Source organism: Halobacteriovorax sp. ZH5_bin.2, assembly GCF_043196375.1.
Taxonomy (GTDB): domain Bacteria; phylum Bdellovibrionota; class Bacteriovoracia; order Bacteriovoracales; family Bacteriovoracaceae; genus Halobacteriovorax_A.
In genome coordinates this window covers 1-20276 of the sequence record NZ_JBEBMJ010000007.1, presented here as the reverse complement: position 1 = coordinate 20276, position 20276 = coordinate 1, and the positions used below count along the sequence as shown (strand labels likewise).

General features: G+C 39.1%; 18 protein-coding genes and 1 riboswitch. Of the genes, 10 read left to right on the top strand and 8 right to left on the bottom strand.

What is annotated here, in order from left to right; all coding sequences use genetic code 11:
- Positions 1–8 precede the first annotated feature (8 nt).
- The 5 genes from ABMA76_RS15295 to lysC are packed head-to-tail and all read right to left on the bottom strand — an operon-like array spanning position 9 to position 4943.
- Positions 9–1205, bottom strand: a complete 1197-nt coding sequence (locus ABMA76_RS15295) for a PLP-dependent decarboxylase (RefSeq protein WP_392908478.1) — start codon at positions 1203–1205, stop codon at positions 9–11.
- A gap of 13 nt (positions 1206–1218) precedes the next feature.
- The gene (locus tag ABMA76_RS15290) at positions 1219–1974 is read right to left on the bottom strand and encodes a 2,3,4,5-tetrahydropyridine-2,6-dicarboxylate N-succinyltransferase (protein ID WP_392908610.1); all 756 of its coding nucleotides are present in this window, start codon (positions 1972–1974) and stop codon (positions 1219–1221) included.
- Between the two features lie 5 nt (positions 1975–1979).
- Entirely contained in the window at positions 1980–2876 is an 897-nt protein-coding gene (gene dapA / locus ABMA76_RS15285) for a 4-hydroxy-tetrahydrodipicolinate synthase (protein ID WP_392908475.1), read from the bottom strand.
- A gap of 16 nt (positions 2877–2892) precedes the next feature.
- Positions 2893–3573, bottom strand: a complete 681-nt coding sequence (locus tag ABMA76_RS15280) for a 4-hydroxy-tetrahydrodipicolinate reductase (protein WP_392908472.1) — start codon at positions 3571–3573, stop codon at positions 2893–2895.
- Positions 3573–4943, bottom strand: coding sequence for a lysine-sensitive aspartokinase 3 (lysC, locus tag ABMA76_RS15275; RefSeq protein WP_393062075.1), 1371 nt, complete (start codon positions 4941–4943; stop codon positions 3573–3575). The genes ABMA76_RS15280 and lysC overlap by 1 nt, the downstream gene beginning before the upstream one ends.
- Before the next feature lie 106 nt (positions 4944–5049).
- A riboswitch (Lysine riboswitch) is annotated at positions 5050–5262 on the bottom strand.
- Positions 5263–5353: 91 nt separating this feature from the next.
- On the opposite strand from lysC, the gene asd reads away from it, so the two are divergent.
- From asd to ABMA76_RS15250, 5 genes are all read left to right on the top strand, one after another.
- The gene (gene asd / locus ABMA76_RS15270; RefSeq protein WP_392908467.1) at positions 5354–6451 is read left to right on the top strand and encodes an aspartate-semialdehyde dehydrogenase; all 1098 of its coding nucleotides are present in this window, start codon (positions 5354–5356) and stop codon (positions 6449–6451) included.
- A 7-nt stretch (positions 6452–6458) separates the two neighbouring features.
- Positions 6459–7202 carry a phytanoyl-CoA dioxygenase family protein gene (locus ABMA76_RS15265; RefSeq protein ID WP_392908464.1) on the top strand — a complete coding sequence of 248 codons (744 nt, stop codon included), beginning with the start codon at positions 6459–6461 and terminating at the stop codon, positions 7200–7202.
- A gap of 91 nt (positions 7203–7293) precedes the next feature.
- Positions 7294–8859 (top strand): DUF1254 domain-containing protein, encoded by a 1566-nt coding sequence (locus ABMA76_RS15260; RefSeq protein ID WP_392908461.1) that lies wholly within the window; start codon positions 7294–7296, stop codon positions 8857–8859.
- An 8-nt stretch (positions 8860–8867) separates the two neighbouring features.
- Positions 8868–9053 (top strand): hypothetical protein, encoded by a 186-nt coding sequence (locus ABMA76_RS15255; protein WP_392908458.1) that lies wholly within the window; start codon positions 8868–8870, stop codon positions 9051–9053.
- 75 nt (positions 9054–9128) lie between these two features.
- Positions 9129–9932 (top strand): hypothetical protein, encoded by an 804-nt coding sequence (locus tag ABMA76_RS15250; RefSeq protein WP_392908455.1) that lies wholly within the window; start codon positions 9129–9131, stop codon positions 9930–9932.
- Here ABMA76_RS15250 and ABMA76_RS15245 read toward each other — a convergent pair.
- Positions 9905–11269, bottom strand: a complete 1365-nt coding sequence (locus ABMA76_RS15245) for an alanine/glycine:cation symporter family protein (RefSeq protein ID WP_392908452.1) — start codon at positions 11267–11269, stop codon at positions 9905–9907. The genes ABMA76_RS15250 and ABMA76_RS15245 overlap by 28 nt on opposite strands.
- A 140-nt stretch (positions 11270–11409) precedes the next feature.
- Between ABMA76_RS15245 and ABMA76_RS15240 the strand changes: the two genes are divergently transcribed.
- Positions 11410–12273: a trypsin-like serine peptidase gene (locus tag ABMA76_RS15240; protein ID WP_393062073.1), complete on the top strand. Its 864-nt coding sequence runs from the start codon at positions 11410–11412 to the stop codon at positions 12271–12273.
- Between the two features lie 58 nt (positions 12274–12331).
- On the top strand, positions 12332–15739 hold the full coding sequence (locus ABMA76_RS15235) for a hypothetical protein (protein WP_392908448.1): 3408 nt from the start codon (positions 12332–12334) through the stop codon (positions 15737–15739).
- A 9-nt stretch (positions 15740–15748) separates the two neighbouring features.
- Here the strand turns inward: ABMA76_RS15235 and ABMA76_RS15230 are convergent, their stop codons facing one another.
- Entirely contained in the window at positions 15749–16582 is an 834-nt protein-coding gene (locus tag ABMA76_RS15230) for a MipA/OmpV family protein (protein ID WP_393062071.1), read from the bottom strand.
- Positions 16537–17661: a DegT/DnrJ/EryC1/StrS family aminotransferase gene (locus ABMA76_RS15225; RefSeq protein WP_392908442.1), complete on the bottom strand. Its 1125-nt coding sequence runs from the start codon at positions 17659–17661 to the stop codon at positions 16537–16539. The genes ABMA76_RS15230 and ABMA76_RS15225 overlap by 46 nt, the downstream gene beginning before the upstream one ends.
- 203 nt (positions 17662–17864) lie before the next feature.
- On the opposite strand from ABMA76_RS15225, the gene ABMA76_RS15220 reads away from it, so the two are divergent.
- From ABMA76_RS15220 to ABMA76_RS15210, 3 genes are all read left to right on the top strand, one after another.
- On the top strand, positions 17865–18824 hold the full coding sequence (locus tag ABMA76_RS15220) for a hypothetical protein (RefSeq protein WP_393062069.1): 960 nt from the start codon (positions 17865–17867) through the stop codon (positions 18822–18824).
- Between the two features lie 78 nt (positions 18825–18902).
- Positions 18903–19406, top strand: a complete 504-nt coding sequence (locus ABMA76_RS15215; RefSeq protein ID WP_392908437.1) for a hypothetical protein — start codon at positions 18903–18905, stop codon at positions 19404–19406.
- A 76-nt stretch (positions 19407–19482) separates the two neighbouring features.
- Positions 19483–20046 (top strand): hypothetical protein, encoded by a 564-nt coding sequence (locus ABMA76_RS15210; protein ID WP_392908434.1) that lies wholly within the window; start codon positions 19483–19485, stop codon positions 20044–20046.
- The last annotated feature ends 230 nt before the right edge of the window (positions 20047–20276 follow it).

Genomic DNA, 20276 nt, shown 5'->3' with positions numbered 1-20276 from the left:
GAGTGGAGCTATTCAACCCAGTCAGCACTTGTTTTAATTGTTCTAGGAATCATGACGTCCCCTTTATATGAGACGACTTCTGCTGGCAGATTATGACATAAGAAAAATGGCATACTTTCTGTAAAACCATAAGCACCACATTGAGTGAAAACTAGCCAGTCTCCGTAATCACAATCTTTGGGTAGTTCAAAGACACCAAGCTTGTCTAGTGATGTACACAAAGGGCCATGAACATGAAATTGTTTGGTCTCTTGTGATTTTTTTTCTTCGTTTAAAACACGACAAGGGAAGGCCTGATCAGTAAGGGCAGGACGCGCAATATGATTGATACCTCCGTCAAGAACAAGGATCTCTTGGCCACGAACATTCTTACGATCAATAACTTGGCTTAAGTAGAGCCCACATTCGCCAACGGCAAAACGTCCAAGCTCCATCCAAATTTTCTTTAAATTATGCTTAGCTTTTAAGCGCATAAGTGCCGCATTGATATCTTTAAAATCAATTCTCTCGTCTTGATTTTGATAGGGAATACCAAGTCCGCCGCCAAGATCAATGACTTCAGGATTGATATTCATTTTGTTTGCTAGGGTATTGATGCGCTCACATGTCTTATCCCAGACTTCTTCGAGTCTTTTGGGATCAAGAATATTACCCCACTGAAAAACGTGAAATCCGATGGCCTCAATATTTTCGTATTCTGATAGATTAATTGTAGACCACGTGGCCTCATCAAGGCCAAAGGCCGTAATCTCATCACCACCTAGGACTGATTTTTCTTGCGAATCCCACTCTAATTGTACTCTTAAGAGTGCGCGGGCCTTTACTCCAAGCTCACGTGCCTGTTCATTTAACCATTTTAGTTGATAGATACTTTCTATAACCACACAATTAATTTCATGTTCTAGAAGTGTTCTGATGTATCCTCGTGACTTACTTGGGCCAGTTGATATGATGTCACTAGACTTCACGCCACTGGCCACGACTTGTGTAAGCTCTCCCTTGGAAGCAACGTCAACGCCGATGCCAAGGTTTCTGATAAGTTTTAAAATCGAAGACAAAGGGTTTGCCTTACAAGCATAGTAAAGTTTAATGCTCTCATCTTTATTATCTGTAATATATCGGAGATGCTCTTCAAGGGCGTCTAGATCATAAAAGTAAAATGATGAGTCTAATCTCTTTGTTAACTTCGTTAAAACTTTTTCCATTCCAATATTTGCCTTATCTTAAAAATGCTTCTAGCTCAAGTGAGGCATCTGATTTTTCATCACGGTATTTTACAATCATGGCACAATTCATTGAAAGTCCCATATCTCTTGCCCATGAAAGTTTTTCGTTAACAGGTCTTGTTCCAGGAACAACGATAGCACCTTCTGGTATAGGCTCTCCTGGTTCTAATCTTCTTTCATTGACACAGTCATATACCGGAACACCTTTAGATAGGATGACTCCAGGGGCGATAACAGCACGTTTTAATACTTGAATACCTTCAACAATTACGGCCCCCGCACCAATAAAAGCATCGTCTTCAATGATTACTGGAGCAAGTCCGATTGGCTCTAGAACGCCACCAATTTGCACACCAGCACTAAGGTGTACATTCTTTCCAATCTGAGCACAAGAGCCTACAAGAGCATGAGAGTCAACCATCGTCCCTTCATCAACGTATGCACCAATATTGATATATGCAGGTGGCATGATAATTACACCACTTGAAACGTAAGCACCACGACGTACGCTTGATCCTCCTGGAACCATGCGAACACCACGGTCTACAGTAAATTTTTGTGCTGGAATATTGTGCTTGTCCACAAAACCTGGCCAACCAAATTCAGATTGCTCAATATTTTTTCCGGCCTTAAAAACCTCAAGGATCATTTGTTTTACTTCAGTATTTGCAACCCATTTACCATCAACTTTAGAAGCTGATCTTAGAGTTCCACTTTCAAGTCCAAGAAGGATTTCATCTACTGTCATTGTCATTATGCTTTTCTCCATTCATTTATTTTCTTATTTGCATTTAATACATTTGTTTCTAATTTCATATCTTTGATTGAAAGAGGCGGGCGAAGACTTGCGTCTTTAATTTGTCTATTTTCTTTCATTAACCATTTTGCAGGAACAGGGTTAGAGGCAACGAACATAGCATTGCTTGATTCGACCCACATTTTAGTTTCTTCTTCACTTAATTCGCCACTTAAGCAAGCGATAGTGTATGCATGAGTTTGGGCAGGCCACGGATTTGAAGCGACTGAAACAAGTCCTTTGGCACCAAGAGGCGCAAATTCTGGTAGCATTCCATCATCTCCACTGTATACTCGGCCTTGCTCACCAGCTGCCTCAACATATTTTGCAAATTTCTCAGGACTTCCACTTGCTTCTTTGATGGCCCAAAATTGTTTATGCTTATTTAGGCGTTTCACGGCCTCAAATGACAACTCGATCCCTGCACGAGATGGAACATTATAAAGCATAACTGGTTTATTTGAGACGTCCATAAGGGCCTTAAACCACTCATATTGGCCTTCAGCTCCAGGTTTTGCATAAAGCGGAGTCACCATAAGATAGGCATCGATTTCAAGTCCATCTAAGTATGAAACCCACTCACATGTTTCAGCAAGGTTAATGCCTCCAACGCCACACATCAGTGGAACTTTTAACTCAAGGTCGATAACGAAGTTTAAGATATTTTTTCTTTCTTCAAGATTGAGATTTAAGGCCTCACCAGTTGATCCTAGAATAAGGATTCCGTTTCCAGCAGCTTCTTGCTCTCTTAAAATCGACTCTAGAGAGTCAAGATCAATCGTTAGGTCTGAGTTTAGGGGAGTGATAACCGCCGTCCACAGTGGTGTTGAATTGATATAATCGTGATTTGCCATTGAAATAGCTCCTTAATTAGTTTTCTCTTATTACTTGTAATGCAATATCGCTAAAGTCGTGAAGACCTGGTGTTAAGTCTTTTACACGTTCACAGGCCCAAAGAGCTCCTGCTGCAAAAATTTTTCGATCCTTAGCTTCATGTTTAATTGTAATATATTCATTTGGAGTATCAATCTTTAATTCATGAATTCCAATAATATCGCCTGTGCGCTCACTTGTAATAGTTGAGTCTTTATCTAGCCATTCTTGCCACGAAAGGGCAGTGCCACTTGGAGCATCCAATTTCTTCGTATGATGTACTTCATGAATTTCATACTTAAGATCACTGGCAGGAAAGAGAGCTTGTGCCTTGGCCGCTATACGAATCATCTCTTTTGCTAAATTCATCCCTAAACTAAAATTAGTGGCCTTAATCCAAGGTGACTTAATTTTACTTACTAATTCTGGTGTCCATGCAAATCCAGTAGAACCAGTTACTACGCAGATTCCTGACTCGCTTAATAATTTGAAATAGTGCTCTAAAAAAACATCCCCATTCAAAAAAGAGAGGACCATATCAAATCTGTTAAGATCATCTTTCTTTAAAGGATTTTTTGAGTCGAAAACTTCTAATTCAATATGTGAATATTCTGGTGATTCACATAGTTCAATAACTTTTGAGCCAGTTTTTCCTTTTCCTAAAAGTGCAATTTTCATTAAATGAATTCCTTGTGTAATCTTTGTATTGTTTCATCAGCGTCATTCTTACCTACTAAGAAACAAAAATTGTGCTTACTGGCACCTAGGCAAATCATACGAACATTTATTCCATCAATAGCATTAAAAATTCGTGCTGCTATATTTGGCGTGTGATTAATTTCATTTCCAATAAGACTTACTAATGTTAAGTCCTTTTCTACTTTTACGCTACAAAGCTCGGCCAAACGATCAATAATCTTTTTATTTAATAAAGCACTATCATCTAAAGTAAGTGCAACAGAAATTTCTGACGTCGTGATTGAGTCAATACTGACCTTAAATTCATTAAAGATTTTAAAAATCTCAAATAAGAAACCATGGGCCTGTAACATTTTTGGCGTTGATAATGTGACAAGGCTTTGTTCACGTCTTAACGCCATGGCACGAATTAACGGTGCAGACTCTGTATCACTCTTTATCCATGTTCCTGGCTCATTAGGTTCGTAGCTCGATCCAACAAAGACCTTAATCCCGGCACGTAAGGCAGGAGTTAAGGTCGTTGGATGAAGTATTTTTGCACCAAAAGTTGCCAGCTCGGCCGCTTCAGAAAATGTAATTTCATTTAGAAGTTTTGCTTCTTTAACAATTCGTGGATCTGTTGTTGCAATACCCGCAACATCGGTCCAAATTTGAAGCGTGTCAGCTCCCATGGCCTCTGCAACAAGTGCGGCAGAGTAATCTGATCCACCACGTCCTAAAGTTGTCGTTAGTCCCTCGCTAGTTGCTCCGATAAATCCCTGTGAAACATAGACGATGTCGCCATATTTTGCGTTAACTAATAACTGGTCTGCACGGGCCCTAGTCGCCTCAATATCAGGTGCAGCTTTTGTAAAATTGTCATCTGTTACAAGAACTTGGCGAATATCAAATAATTCGACTTTCTTAGTTGAAGCCGATTGTTCATTGATTCGAGCTAGAACCTCACTAAAAACAAGAGATGAAAGACGCTCACCAAGACTAACAAGTGAATCATAGGCACGGTCCGAGCACTCTCTTAAAAGAAGCATGCCTTTCGCGATCATATTAACTTCTGAAAGAAGTTGGGTTACATCATCTCTTAAGCTCTCAGAAGCTTGCATTTCTTGAAGGATTTCACGGTGTTTAGCTTCGATTTCATGAATAAGTTCATTCACGCGGGCCTCGTCACCAGCAGGTGCTTTTTTAGAAATCTCCACAAGAAGATTTGTAACACCGTAGACAGCTGAAACGACAACCATGTTGGCACCCTTATTAACACTGATTTGAGCACTACGAGTCATGGCCTCAAGATTTGCCATCGATGATCCACCAAATTTCGCAACAATAACTTCATTTGTTTGAGTTGACATAAGTCTCCAAAGTAAAAACGTTTAAAGCTTTAAAATTAAGATAATTGTATGTAGGAGAATAAAGAAATGCAAAAAAACATCTAGCTAAAAGATATAAGCTAACATTTGCATTTGAAGCTCTCCACATAACTAAATCCTAATTTCGTTAATTAAAATTTACTATATGACAGTCCTAAGGCTTCTCCCTTAGTGACCAATAAGACAAGCTGTACACTCTGGCCTTATTTCGGCAATATTCCCATTGTGTTGACTGATAACGGACTAAAATAGTTGTACACCCTTATCAACACGCTCTGAACACTGCGCCTCTTCAATTGAAATTAATTGTAGTGGATAGACACATTGATGTCTATACTTTTATAATTTTAGACATAATTAAATAAAAAAGGCCGTTGCCTCTGGAGATACATATGAAAAAAGTAGGAATTATTGGTTGGCGTGGAATGGTTGGTTCTGTTCTTTTAGAGAGAATGGAGAGCGAGGGAGACTTTGCCAAAATCGATCCATACTTCTTTTCAACTTCGCAAGCTGGCCAAGCTGGTCCACTTATTTACAATGCTACTCACACGCTTAAGGACGCAAATAATATCTCTGAACTTGCAGATATGGATATTATCATCTCTTGCCAAGGCGGAGACTATACAAAGCAAGTACGCCCTGAACTTGAAAAGGTTAACTGGCCAGGCTTTTGGATTGACGCTGCTTCTGCAAAGAGAATGGATGATGACTCGCTAATCATTCTCGATCCTGTTAACCGCGATATCATTGACAAGGCCCTTAACGATGGAATTAAAAACTTTGTAGGTGGAAACTGTACTGTTAGTTTAATGCTCATGGGAATTGGAAGCCTCTTCCAAGAAGGGCTCGTTGAATGGATGAGCACAATGTCTTATCAGGCGGCTTCAGGTGGAGGTGCTCGTCATATGAAAGAACTTCTTAAACAAATGGAAGTAATTGGAAATATGGCCAAGCCTCTAATGGATGGACCAATTCTTCAACTTGATCAAAATATCTCAAATCTCTTAAAAAGTAATGAGCTAGACAGTGACTGCTTTGGTGTACCACTGGCACTTAACTTAATCCCTTGGATTGATAGTGCTGTCGAAGATGGCCAAACACGTGAAGAATGGAAAGCATTTAGTGAAACAAATAAGATCCTTGGACGAATAGAGAATCCAATTCCTATTGATGGAACGTGTGTAAGAGTTGGTGCATTGAGGTCACATTCTCAAGCTCTAACAGTAAAGCTTAATAAGTCTGTTGATCTAAAAACAATTGAAGATATGATTAAGAACTTTTCTGAATATACTGAGTTTGTTGAAAATACACCAGAGGCCACTCGTGAAAAGCTAAACCCGCGCTATGTTTCAGGAACACTTAAAACAACTGTAGGACGCGTGCGTAAGATGAAAATGGGTGATGAGTACCTAAATATTTTTACAAGCGGCGATCAACTTCTTTGGGGAGCAGCAGAGCCATTAAGAAGAATGCTTAATATCGTGCTATAATGACTTTATGGAATTAGATTATAATAAATTAGTAAAAGATTTTTATGAAAATGGCTTTTGCATTGTCGAAGGCCTTTTTGATTACACAGAAATTAAACGTATCAAGCGCTCATTTGATAATCTCTATGAGGCATCTCTAACGATAGATGAAACTCAGATGCTCAAGCTAGCGCAATTCGTCTTTGACAAGAATGCATTGAACCGCATTGTCTGGTGTGGTGGTTATGATGAACATCTTCTTGATATTGGTGCTGACAAGAAAATCTTAAATATAGTGAGTAAAATTCTCGAATCAAATGAAATGGTTCAGCTCATTAATCAGGCCCACTTTAAGCTGCCTGGACAAATTGTCGAGTTTAAGTGGCATCAAGATAGTGAACATCGTCGTTATGGAACAGAGATGTGGGAAGATGTTGATGGGCGAGGAAGTTACGTTCAAACAGTTATGGCCATTGATGATATGAATTCACTCAATGGACCTCTTAAGTTCATCCCCAAATCACACCTTCAAGGACACCTAAATTATAAAGAAGATCCGAGGATTATTGATGAATTACTGGATAAACTTCCAGCTATTGATCTTAAGCTAAAGGCCGGTGATGTGGCGTTCTTTGGGCCATACACTTTTCATTCGTCATCTCTTAATAAAACAGATTCACCAAGAAGAGTTTTAATTAATGGATATGCACAGCCCGGTGCAAATAAGAGAGAGTATCCGGGAGTTGGACTTGGTAGGCATTTGACTCTTTAAATACTTAACCTTAATTCACGATTATTAAGTTCATTGCTATCTTCCTTGCGCTATATTGTGACTATGCACACAATAAAACAAGGAAATAGCGATGAGCAAATCAAGTTACCAAAAATACCTTTTTCCTGCTTTAGGGGTGGTCCTTGCTATCTCATGGATATCAACTGTTACTTATCTTATTCAAACTAATACACCAGAAAGCTATCGAACACATCTCTCTCAAGCGGCCATTGATAAAATTTATTATGGCAAAGAACGTGGCAGTGCAGAGAGGTCAATTGCTTCTGTTCCAGTAAGAGAAGATCCGCTTTTAAAAGAAGCCTATGCTCTTGGCCTAAATGCTTATCTTTGGGGCTCAACACTTGTTAGAATGGAAAATATCGCCCGCACTTATACTGACGTAACACAAAAGCAGCCTGAAACAAGCTACCGTGCACCTTTAAACGAATTTGGTCACTCTAGACGTCTGCCAGGGCCGACCGATACCGATATGCCTACGGCCAATCAGGACACTCTATATTCAAGTGCTATCTTAGACTTAAATCAGTCACCAATGGTTCTATCAGTTCCTGCAATCAAGGATCGCTACTATGTTATTGATGTATTCGATATGTGGCATAACCTCATTAAATATGTGGGGACAAGAACAACAGGTACAAATGCACAGAAATACTTAATTGTGGCTCCAAATACAAGTGAGATGTACAAGAAGGATAAGAATCTTTCAGGCCTTACGATCGTTGAGGCACCAACATCAAAAGTTTGGCTTTGGGGACGCACTCAAATACTTAAGTCAGAAGATATGGATGAGGAGCTGACAAAGGTTCATAAAATCCAAGATCAGTATAAGCTTACAGAGTTAGATGAATACCTAGGAAAGAAAAGTCGAGTGAGAATTTATCCCCTTGATAAGCGCGTAGGAAGCGATAGTGATCCACTAAGATTTTTTCAAGAACTAGGAGAGTACCTAAAGGTAAATCCTGTCGCTGATAAAGAAAAGGCCCTATTTGGACAATTTAAGAAAATTGGATTTACTAATGATGGTTTTAGAAAAGAGATGCTCTCACAGGCCGTTCAAGATGTCTTAGTTCAAGTGTTAAATGATGGCCCTCAAGTCGCAGCTGCTCAAATCAGAAACCCAGCTAATACAAAATTTGCAAACGGTTGGAGTTATGTTTTTGGGCTAGATAATTTTGGGGATGATTATGCGCTACGCTCGATGGTCTCTCATCCATACCTAGGAGGACAAGGAGAGAAGGAAGCTTTATATCCTCTGGCCGAAGTCGATATAAAAGGAAATAAACTTACTGGCTCTAAAATGTATCGAATTCGCTTTAAGAGTGGGCCAAAGGTTGGAGCGTTCTGGTCGGTCACTGTCTATGACAGTGTTAGCAAAATGCTTATAAAAAATGATCTCGAACGTTATTCGTTGAATAATAGCAGTAATCTCACTAAGAATTCTGATGGTTCATTTGACCTATATCTGTCGAATCGTATGCCGATGGATGAAAAGCAAAAGGCCAATTGGTTGGCAACTCCAAAAGGAAATTTCTATGTCATCATGAGACTATATATTCCATCACAAGAGATTCTCGATTTGAAATGGAAGGTTCCAGGCATTGAGCCTATTGAGCCAAAAGTTATTTCAATGAAGTAGGTGGTGTTATGGTTTACAAGAATTTTTTTAAGATCAGAAATACTATCCTATCAATCGTGGCCATCATTTTATGGGTGGCCATGATTACTTATATGATTGTGGAGCGTGATAAGGGTGACCGGGAACCAGCATCAGCACAAGAAAATCAACAAGAAAGGATAAAAACGAAGCCCCACAGCCTCTATCGAAATTAGTGTCACAGCTTTTTACACCCATGTAGAAATGTCATAAATTTCTGAATATAGCTAATGATTTGCTATATTTGGCCAATGCGTTTCTTATTATTACTTATCCTATTTTCAATTTTTAGCGTGAATTATTCCTATGCTCAGGATTATGGCCTACTTGAATTAAATGATGGAGTTTTGTCTAAAAGAAATGTTGAAAATTACTTAAGGCCATTTCAAACAGATGGTTGCTCATCAATTTCACCACAAGGAACATTTAATGCTCCAAAGTTATGGCAACATTGTTGTATTGAACATGACGTTAGCTACTGGATGGGTGGAACTCTAATGGAAAAAATTAAGGCCGACGAAGAGCTTAAGCAATGTGTTTCAGATGTATTCTCAAGTATTTTTGGTAAGGCCATGCAGGTTGCGGTCTATATTGGTGGTAATCCATCTTTTCATACAGGCTATGCTTGGGGCTATGGCTGGAACCATATTAGAGGCTATCACGATCTCACAACACAGGATAAGTATGAAATCTCTAAGAAGATGCCTGAGGACCCACAAGGGCAAGAGATCGTTGAACTAGGTTTTGATAAAGAAAGAATTCCACTTAAGAATGATAATCTTTGCTTAGAAGAAGTGAATGATTTTCTTGAAAAACGAATTAAGCAAAAAGTTGATATTAGAGTCATTGAAGAGATTGACACTTTTTTTAGCACAGGCTTTTTTATCGAAGCAAACAACTGCAAAGGCACAATCAGAGCGATTATGAAACGTGGGGTTAGTCATAATGACTGTCGTGATATACCATTTGAAAATAAATGGCAGCGTACTCTCAAGTCAATTGAGGCCACTGGCGAGTGTGCCGATATCTATGGACGCATATACTTAGCAAAGTAATCATCCATCTTATGCTTAACCTTTGGCGCTAGCCAAATTGTGGCAATCATATTTGGAATGGCCATCAAGGCAAAGCCAATATCCATAGCATTTACCATATCATCTGGTGCAGAGATTGCTCCCAAAAGCACCGTTGAGGCATAAAAGATTGCAAAGGTTAATCTTGCTCCTAAAAGAGGCACTCCACCAAAGAGAAAATCCCAACACTTCTCACAATAATTTGAACACCCGATAATCGTCGATAAAGCAAAGAGGATAATTGATAGACCTAGTAAGTGTGAACCCATAACTCCAAAATTTTTCACAAAGGCCATTTGAGTGATAAGAACACCATTTGAACCCTGTAGCTCCTCAGGAGTAAGAGAGCTTAAGATAACAATTGAAGTCATCGTACAAACGATAATTGTATCAATAAATGGGCCAACCATTGCAACGAGGCCTTCGGCCACAGGCTCACTTGTTTTGGCATTTCCGTGGGCCAAAGGCGCTGAACCAACACCGGCCTCATTTGAATATGTTGCTCTTTTTATTCCTGTTTTAAAGATGTGGACAACTGCTAGGCCTGAAGCTCCTCCGACGGCCGCTCGTCCATTGATGGCCTCATTGAATATGAGATAGAACACATCCACAACACTTGATAGATTCATGATAATGATAGCAATAGCACAACCAACATAAAGTAGGCACATGGCAGGTACGATTTTAGAAGTTGCACCTCCAATTCTTCGTACACCACCCATAAGGATGTAAATTATTAATAAGGCAGCTACAATTCCTGTTATATATGTTGGAATGCTATAATTCGATTCAATAAAGGTTGCCATTTGATTCGTGTTAAAAATTCCTAGGGTACCAATGAGTCCTGCCACCGCAAAGAAGTAAGCAAGAAAGTGCATATACTTTGGAAGCGCCTCTATGATTGTATACATCGGTCCACCTTGGATTTCTCCGTGGTGATCATTCTTACGATACATAACGGCCAGCGTACACTCGAAGAACTTGGTATTCATCCCAATAAGAGCACCGACCCACATCCAAAATATTGCACCAGGGCCACCTTGTGAAATCGCTACCGCAACACCAGCAACATTTCCCATACCAACCGTTGAGGCCAGGGCATTTGTTAAGGCCTTAAAGTGTGAAATTTGTCCTTTACTCTCATCATCATGAGCGTGGTGATACTTTCCTGCAATAAGTTTTAGCGCGTGAATGAAGCCTGCAAGCATTTTTAAACGCGAAATCACCACTAGATATAAACCACCACCAACAAGTAACATCACTAATGGTAGGCCCCAAAGGATATCTACAGTTTGCGCAAGAAATACAGAAATATCCATATAATTCCCTATGATAATTGAGTAATAAAACTTATTTAAAAATTTTTCCACAAAATGACATAAATGGCCAATTACTTTACGGCCTGTTACGAGTTTACAAAATTAACCATAATTAAGGCCAAGACTTTATATTGTGGCCTATGAGAATTATCTTAAGCCTATGCTTTTTAACTATATTCTTATCTTGTCACAATCAGGATGCTGAGCTTCTTATTAAATCAAATAAGATGATTTATGGTGATGATAATCGCCGTGAAGTAAGTAAGAATATTGTCTCTGATGCGACAGCTGCCATATTACATAAAGATAACTTAGAGCGCTTTGTTAGCATTAAAGAACGCTCAAACTTATGTCCCGACGAAAGATTCGCCCATCAGAATTCAATTGGCGAGTGCAGCTCTTTTTTAATTTCTGAAAACAAGATGATGACCGCAGGCCACTGTGTTTTCTTAAACAAGGGTGATCAGTATAACTTCTGTGATAACTTTGTCTTTGTTTTTGATTATACACAAGAAAACTCTACTTATAAGAAAGTTTATGAATGCGAAAAGGTAACTCATGTACTCTTTGATGTTGAGGAAGAAGCAGATGTTGCAATCATCGCATTAAAAGAATCTGTCTCACATACAAGGCCTTTAAAACTTTCGACAGATTTCCAAGAAGAAGAAAAGTTGATTACTGTAGGAAGCCCACTTGGGGCACCTTTAAAAATAGTCGATCAAGGTAAGGTTGAATATGATAATGGGCCAACTTTAGAGTACAACCTCGATGTCTTTGGTGGAAACTCTGGCTCGGCCATTTATAGTCTTGATCAAAATGCAGTAATTGGAGTCCACACATTCGGTTCAGGCTGGTCTCTCGTTAAAGACACGGCCAATAATTGTATGCGCTATAATCGCTGCCCGCAAGACTCACAGGATCCTCTATGCATGAGTAATGGCGGATTTGCTGGTGGTATGCCTATACGTGAAATGCCAGCGTATTTTCTCAATGACCTAAATTAATAAAGTTGGCACTCTAGTTGCATCATATACCCTAAGAAATCATTGAGAGAGGTATAAGGTGTTTAAATCTAAATTTCTACTAGCAATTCTTTTGACAGTGACTATTTTTTCGACACAAGTGCAGGCCAAGCCGATGCACAGTGGACCGATCAATTCTCGCGCCGATGAAGAATGGGGTAATGAAGAAGCACTGGTTTCACTTAAGTGGCCTCTAAAATTTCTACGCTATGATTTACAAGACCTTCTTGTTGGTGATGGAAAAGGAAGCTTTAAAGAGATTACTAAGATCGATCTCGATCCTATCAATCGCACCTTTCACCTCGATGCCACAATTATCATTCCAGACTCAATGCTCTTATCGATGGAAGATAAGGCCGGAGATAAGCTTTTAAATGAGCACTCGATTTCACTTGTTCTAGGTTTTCCTCCATATGTACGTGGCCAATATGTAGAGCTATCAATTGAAAAATTTATTCTAGATGACGTTGATTATACAAATGGTATGCACATCGTAACGAATGTGACGGCGGCACTTTTAAGAAACCGTAGTTTACTTAATTACTTTATGGCCGATGATAAGGCCCCAACAGATTATTCTGATGAAGACCTTTCTAAAGTCATTAAAGATTTATTTGATAATGAAGAAATCGTTTTGAAAGATAATCGCGTTCGTCTGCGTTTCAATTTTATGAAACTCTCCGGCCTGACTCGCTACCGCGATCTTGAAAATCTTCAGGTTTGGTATATTGGACCGAAGAAGCTTAAGGGAACAAAGCAAGGAGCATCTTTTTTAATTGAAGGTGGTATTGGTAATCCTTCTCTTAGCTATATCAAAGGTGTTAAGGCCGAAGGAAAAGTTGCAGCAGACGAGCTTAAGAAGCTTCGTGAACAAGAATATAAGACTTACGGTTTCAGTGCTGATACAGAACTAAGGCTCTCCAAAATACATTCTAGACTGTTAGAAGCGACAGGGATTTATAATTGGAATGATCGTGAAAGAATGATCATTAACGAAATGCTCAAGACTTCGATCTCAAAAGCGAGAAAAGCACTAAGTCAAAAAGACCTATACTTTATTGATGAACCTCAACTTGCCAATATAAAATTCTTTGAGCAAGCAGATGAGTTTCTAAGGGTCTCAATTGCCGATTTAAAGCTTAGACATGTTGTGGATATGGAAACTCGAAATGGAGGACGCAAAGGACCTGAGATGCCTTTTGTGAATTCTCGTATCTCGCAAAATGCAGTGTCACAATTTACGAATTTTTTCCGTGACTTTAAGCTTATTGATAAAGAGCCACTATTTAAAGAATTAGATGTCGTTCTTGCTCCTCATTTACCTGGAGTTATCTTAAGAGGACGTGTGAACCTTGAACTTAATTCATTATTTGAAATGGGACTTGAAGGAGAAGGAATTGATTTTAATAATCCAGATATTCGCCTCGATAGCAAAACTTATGGAGACTCTGTTCCATTTGAGATTTCTCTTTATACGTATATGAGAGATAAAGGTGTTCTAGAGCTTGATATTAAGGATGCAACTCTTGGTAGTGGCCAAGGACGTATCCACTTAACTCCTAAGACAGATAAGGGGTACTTTCTTGAAGAATTTACGAAACTTGCTACAGCAAATATCTTAAAGACTTACCTTATTAGCGATCCACTTGCGACCAAAGAAGATGAAGTGATTGTTGATGAAGCTGAAGTAAAAAGAAAGCTTATTGAAAAGCTAGAAAGCTTCAAGGAGAACTTCCAGCGCACCCAGACTGTAAAGACTGAAGAACAAATCATTGCTGTTAAAAAACTAGACCTTCAAAGTCCATTTAACTCGATTCCAGAGGAGATGACTGAAGAGAACCTTGTGGAGTTCTTTAATAATATCCTAGGAATCGATCGCCGCACAGGAAGACTTCAGATTAACCTAGACCCTACAATTCTGAGTGAAAAGATTCTCTATGCTCAAAATAATGTTCAAGTTTGGAATATTGAGCCGATCTTCGATAAGTTAATGGATAAGACCTATATTGATCTGGCCATCGGTCACGGTGTGAGAACAAAGGATTTCTTATCAAAAATTTACAGTCGTCCAGAGAAGAAAGATAGCCTTAACTTTGTGGGGACTTCAGGTGATCTAAATAATGAAGGTCCAACTGATTACTCGTTTAAGATTAATCTTAGAGAGTTTGAATCGATGGTAAATTCAATTCTTACGGCCTCGATTGCGCCTCAAGTGAAAGAAGCAAAGGCAATGCTCTCAAACCTTGAAGAAGGAAGCGTGAATATCCTTGAGGATCTAACTGTTAGATCACAGGGAGACAATCAGCTATATCTATCAATTGCTCTTAATCAAGTTGAGAAGAAGAAGCGTTGGTTTGGCGCCAGAGTCTTTAACAATATGTTTGGTAATGAAGATAAGAATTATGTTATCGAAAATAACCGCTCATCAATTAGTGCCAGAATAAAGCTTCATGCAGTGGCGTTAAAAGACTACAAGAAGGATCTTCTTGAAAAGAACGAAGATGAGATCTTCCTAGGTAATACGCTACTAAAGATTGAGCTTGAATCAATTGGCCGTACAGCAAAGAATGCTGGACTATTTGGCTCGGTTTTAAATGCCATGATAGGGGATGTGAACCTTAAAAATGGTATCGTAGGCTCTAACCTTAAAAAGCTTGTTCTAAAGATTGCTGGGCCAATGCTAAACCCTACAGATGAAAGAAATGGTAATGCAACTCTTGCTGGCTTTGCTCTTAATAATTATCTGAAGGTCTTTACAACGAAGAAAGATATCTTATTACAACTTAACCCACGTCTTGCTGGACCAGTGTGGGATTTACTCTTAGTTCAAGATCAGGACTTTAAGGGACGAAAAATTGGTATTGGAATCGATTACCCAAGTGAGACAATTAATTTTGACTTCAAGATGGTCTTTAATCCATCAACAGTTGATAAGCATGAGCTTTACCTAATTATGAAAGAGGCCAATGAAATCTCTCAATCTGTAAAAGATGGAAAGCTTAAGACGCCGGCCGACTTTCTAAAAGCTTATGATCGTCTCTTCTATAATAGTGACATCTCAAAGCTTTCATTAAAGCATCGCCTGATGAAAGTCATTAATAGTTACAATGCGCTATCTGTTTTAAATGATGAGCAGTCTCATGCAGATAATTACTCAACAACAGGTGCCGAGCTTATGCAAATTGCAACTGCTGCCAAGGTATTAAGAGATGCACTAACGAGAATAAGTGATCTTAAGCATCCAAGTAGTGTTAGATCGTATGCTGATAATGCACATAGAGTTTTAGCTGAGCTAGATGAGCGCTTTATTGGGCCATATTACCGCTTATATAATAATCGCTATAAGAAGAATAACCTTAAGATTATTAACAGTGACATCACTGACTGGACACTTTATATCCTACCTGATGCACTCTTTGCACAGAAGGCCTTTGAGTTTCTTGACTAGATAGAAAGTTTAGCGAGTCGACTCTCCAAGAATATAATTTAGACCAAGAAAAATACTTTCACGATAGCCTCTTTTCGTTAAGGGGCTATCTTCTACCGCAGCTGAATACTTCGTGTACGAATAGAAGCTATTAAGCACGTACTTCTTGCCAATAGGGTAATTCACAATAAGCCTAGCACTTAGCTGATGAGAGGCCCCTGGAGTATATTCTGGACGACCTGCACGTGCTTCAGCACTTGAGACACCAAAGTAGTAACGACTCCAATTGTCGCTGTACTGAGAATACGTAAGACCTGGAATTAAAACAATTTTTTCACCTTTCCAAGGTTCAATTGGAAACGCTTTTGATACTGAGACATAGTACTTGCTGGCCTCAGAGCGGCCACTGATATCATGAGTGTAGCTAAATCTCGTCATAAACCACTTCGATGGTAAGAGAAATGTTATTCCTAAATCAAGTGAGCGATCACGCTCTTTGAGTCCATCATTGTATGTTCCTGCCTCGGCCTCCACTTTGTTAAAGTCTGGCGTAAGGGTCAGGTTTGTGAGAGGAAATAGGCGAAAGCTTGCGGCAATACCGCGAAATGAGAATCTTTTGTAATTGTAGTTAATTGAAGGAACGACTGGGATATCGAATTGATCCCCAACTTTATAGAGTGAAGATGAGAAACTGGTTCCTAGACCAACTTGGTTGGTTGGAGGTGGCCTCTTACTCTTTTGCCTTTCTAACTCGTTGATCCTTTCGGTTCTTCCGTTTGAAAAAGCAGGGGCCGAAATAACAACGGCCCCTAAAGTGATTATTTTGAAAAATAATTTTTTACTACTTGGCAAACGTACTCGCATTCTTCTTCCGTGATATAGGCGAAACATGGCAGGTTTAAAACTGCTTTACTAATATAATCGGCATTACCGTGATCAATTGATCCAACACTGTGGGCAGGAGCACCTTCTTGCTTACTCATGGCACCTGGATAAATTGTCCCAAATCCTACATTTGCTTCTTTTAAAGCAGCTGTAAGCCCATCTCTAAGCTCTGGTTCAATAAGAGCAACACTACAGTAACCATTTTCACCAACGTGAGCAGGAACTGATTGCATCTTAAGAGGTAGACCTTGAAGATTTTCTTGGTAGTACTTAACGGCCTTGCGGCGTGAATCAAGTCTTGCATCAATATGCTCTAACGATAGGTTTAGAAATAGCGCTTCGTAAGCACCAATTCTTGAGTTCCAACCGATTAGGCCGTGGCTATAGTGACTTGTACGTCCGTGGTTAATTAGTGTACGACAAGTATTAATTAGAGTTTCATCGTTTGAGAAGATTGCACCAGCATCACCTGAAGCTCCAAGAACCTTTGCTGGGTAGAAGCTTGTTGTTGAGATCTTAGCAGTTCCAAGAATCGACTCTCCATTGATTGTCGTTCCATAGCACTGAGCACCGTCTTCAATTAGCATAACGCCATTTTCTTCAGCAATTTGTCTGATTTCCATTGTATCTGGACATGCCCAACCATATAAGTGAACAAGAATAGCAGCCTTTGGCTTAAATTTCTCAACAGCTTCTTTGAAAGTATCTTTATCCCAGTGAAGAGTTTCACGACTAACATCGACAGTTGCAGGGTTTGCACCAACGTTGACGACGGCCTCAAAAGTCGCCCAAAACGTCATATCAGGAACAAGAACGACATCGTTTTTTTCAACGCCACTTGCTCTTAGAGCGATTTGGATTGCATCTGTTCCGTTAGCACAACCAACTGAATACTTAGCTCCAGTCTTAGCTGCTAGCTTCTCTTCAAGCTTATTAACTTGAGGTCCACCGATAAATTGTGTGTTATCAAATAGTGTTTCAACGCCTGAAAGGAATTCTTCACGAAACCCATCTTCAAAGCGATTTAAAGTAATAAATGGTACGCCGTTTACTGACATATTTCCTCGCATTTTTAAGTAATTAGACACATTATAGGGGAAAGAATATGACTTAGGAATAGCGAAATTTGTTAAATTTGGGTCAATATAAGGGTCAAAATAGGGGATTTTCAGCACCATTTAGCATCAACAAAATCTGTACACCACTATATATAGATTTCAATATTACTCATTGCGTTCAGATTATCTGTTATACAGATAGAATGAAAACAATCTTACTTGCAGCATCTTGCCTTATCTCAACTAATTTATTGGCCTCTAATGTGATCACTTCAGAGGGAGAGTTTCGCGAGGTCATCGAAAGCGTTCTTAGTATCTACGACCAAAAGTTACCACAAGGTAAGAATCGCCAAGTCGACATTAATTGGGAGTCAAAAACCCTAAATGCATCAGTTGGATATAAAAGGCACTCTGAATCTGTGCGCTTTAGTTTTCACGGAGAGTTTGTTCGCAAAAATAAGCTATCTAAAGATGCATTTGCCCTTATTGCTTGTCATGAAGTTGGCCATATTATCGGAGGTTACCCGAAAGTGATGCCAACACAGAAATACTCAAGCGAGGCCCAGTCTGATTACTTTGCAACGAATGAATGCTTGAAAAAATACTTTGTCGCCAATAGCGCTGAAACTATTGATACAAGCGGTATTAGTACAGAAAACCTTTCGCAATGTAAGGACGATAAATTGTGTCTAAGAGGACTTGGTGCCATTAGAGATGCTTCTGTGATTTATCCAGGAAGTGATATCAATGCAAAATCAAATCATATCTCAAAGGTCACAATCTTTAATGATTACCCTCAAAATCAATGCCGCGTGGACACACTTAAGGCCGGTCTTTTAAATCAACCAAGACCAAATTGCTGGTTTAAGTCTTATCAAGCTGAGCGCTATGAATATCAGTATGACTATGAATATGAAGAGGCCCAAGGAGTTGCTGAAATTACAGAAGTAACGGCCACAGACTACGGTTGTCACATTCGCACAAAGTATCCTGATGTATGGATGGGAGCTTATCTAAACCCATTATCTGAAAGTGAGCTTCTAATGCGTGGTGTACGCTATGTAGGGACTAATTGTAAGTATCAGGTAGGGGATACGCTTAGTGGCGCCATGAGCCTATTTCGTGGGAATCTATATCTAAATCTGAATCCAACTGATAAGTAAATTTTAAGTTTTCTTAACTATGAACTTCGCCTCCAATTGAATAATAATTGTTAAATATTATTTACAGTTGGGGGACAAATGAAGATTTTAACTAAAATCTCGATTGCATTAACGCTTATTTCCGCAGTATCAACAATCGCAGCAACCGTTGACTTTGGTACAACAAATCACATCGCATTTCGTTGCCAAGTGGACATCTTTGAAAAAAAGGTCAACCCAGTTTCATATCGTGCCTATGCTGGGCGTCTTATTAACTCAGTATTTCACGAACAATATAATAATATTACTGGCCCAGACCTGAAGATGCTTATGGACTATGGCAATGGCCGTGCGCTTTTTTCTAACGTTATCATTGGTGGAAACGGTTACTTAAAATGGTCAGTAGTTGAAACTGATGACCAAGGTTATGGTATTACTGAGGCCAGCTGGCCAATTTCGGCCCGTGTTCTTTATAGTCCACGTCATTATGATCGTGCTAAAAATCGTAAATCAGTAGGAGAGTCAAACGATCACCTATACCGTGTCGAATGTTTTGAAGTGAAACAAGCACCTGGTGACGACGATATCGTTATTGGTGTCTAAAATAGTGATTGAAAAATCCCCTTCTTTTATGAAATAATTTTTGCTTACTTATTGTTTTATAAAAGAAGGATTTTTCATGAAAATTTCCCTAGTTATTTTATCTGCTATTTTTAGCTGTTACTCATACGCACTAAATTTCGAAAATACGAAACAAAATACCTATGAAGCGGCCACTTTAATCGGCGGTGTTGGGATCAAATGTGACAACGGCTCAAATCAGGCCGTAAAGGCATTCGGATGCAAAACGCGACATCTATATCCCGTAAGATTTGAAGACTTCATTGTGGGCCAAAATTTGGAGGCCGATAAAATCGTCGTGTCATATACGGATGAAAAAGGCAGAAAAAAATCAAAAACTCTCCGTTACGATATGACTAGTCAGCGCACGAAAAAATCACTGAATCTTTGGCAGAAAAACTTGCGAAAAAAACCTGTGCTACACACGGGTAAAAATATCATTAAAATGAGCGCATATTTCAAAGGCCGCTTAGTGGAAGAAAAAACACATGAAATATTTGTTGAAGACCTAGGTCAAGTTTCATGTGGATCACAGATGTTTATCTCACGTGATATGTCAGATTGTTTCTCAGCAGCTAGAGCATGTGAGAAGTTATATCAACTGACAAATTTCTGTCGTTAGAAATAATACAAAAAAAGTGACGTTCTAAAATCGATTCTAAGAGCTTCAAATAAATTACGCGACCAAGTTGTCGCGTTTTTTATGTCAAATATTGCCTAGATGTAGATAGTGATAATTGGGGTTATAATAATGATTATAAGTTAGAATATAGCCTTACCCCATATAACTGATATTATGACTTGAGCAAAAAAATGGCACTTTTCGTCAAAATTCGCAAATAAAAAAAATAG

What these genes read in the sequence shown, in the direction of transcription:
- ABMA76_RS15295 (WP_392908478.1), bottom strand. Translation starts at nt 1,205, where the DNA reads ATGGAAAAAGTTTTAACGAAGTTAACAAAGAGATTAGACTCATCATTT.
- ABMA76_RS15290 (WP_392908610.1), bottom strand. Translation starts at nt 1,974, where the DNA reads ATGACAGTAGATGAAATCCTTCTTGGACTTGAAAGTGGAACTCTAAGA.
- dapA (WP_392908475.1), bottom strand. Translation starts at nt 2,876, where the DNA reads ATGGCAAATCACGATTATATCAATTCAACACCACTGTGGACGGCGGTT.
- ABMA76_RS15280 (WP_392908472.1), bottom strand. Translation starts at nt 3,573, where the DNA reads ATGAAAATTGCACTTTTAGGAAAAGGAAAAACTGGCTCAAAAGTTATT.
- lysC (WP_393062075.1), bottom strand. Translation starts at nt 4,943, where the DNA reads ATGTCAACTCAAACAAATGAAGTTATTGTTGCGAAATTTGGTGGATCA.
- asd (WP_392908467.1), top strand. Translation starts at nt 5,354, where the DNA reads ATGAAAAAAGTAGGAATTATTGGTTGGCGTGGAATGGTTGGTTCTGTT.
- ABMA76_RS15265 (WP_392908464.1), top strand. Translation starts at nt 6,459, where the DNA reads ATGGAATTAGATTATAATAAATTAGTAAAAGATTTTTATGAAAATGGC.
- ABMA76_RS15260 (WP_392908461.1), top strand. Translation starts at nt 7,294, where the DNA reads ATGAGCAAATCAAGTTACCAAAAATACCTTTTTCCTGCTTTAGGGGTG.
- ABMA76_RS15255 (WP_392908458.1), top strand. Translation starts at nt 8,868, where the DNA reads ATGGTTTACAAGAATTTTTTTAAGATCAGAAATACTATCCTATCAATC.
- ABMA76_RS15250 (WP_392908455.1), top strand. Translation starts at nt 9,129, where the DNA reads ATGCGTTTCTTATTATTACTTATCCTATTTTCAATTTTTAGCGTGAAT.
- ABMA76_RS15245 (WP_392908452.1), bottom strand. Translation starts at nt 11,269, where the DNA reads ATGGATATTTCTGTATTTCTTGCGCAAACTGTAGATATCCTTTGGGGC.
- ABMA76_RS15240 (WP_393062073.1), top strand. Translation starts at nt 11,410, where the DNA reads ATGAGAATTATCTTAAGCCTATGCTTTTTAACTATATTCTTATCTTGT.
- ABMA76_RS15230 (WP_393062071.1), bottom strand. Translation starts at nt 16,582, where the DNA reads ATGCGAGTACGTTTGCCAAGTAGTAAAAAATTATTTTTCAAAATAATC.
- ABMA76_RS15225 (WP_392908442.1), bottom strand. Translation starts at nt 17,661, where the DNA reads ATGTCAGTAAACGGCGTACCATTTATTACTTTAAATCGCTTTGAAGAT.
- ABMA76_RS15220 (WP_393062069.1), top strand. Translation starts at nt 17,865, where the DNA reads ATGAAAACAATCTTACTTGCAGCATCTTGCCTTATCTCAACTAATTTA.
- ABMA76_RS15215 (WP_392908437.1), top strand. Translation starts at nt 18,903, where the DNA reads ATGAAGATTTTAACTAAAATCTCGATTGCATTAACGCTTATTTCCGCA.
- ABMA76_RS15210 (WP_392908434.1), top strand. Translation starts at nt 19,483, where the DNA reads ATGAAAATTTCCCTAGTTATTTTATCTGCTATTTTTAGCTGTTACTCA.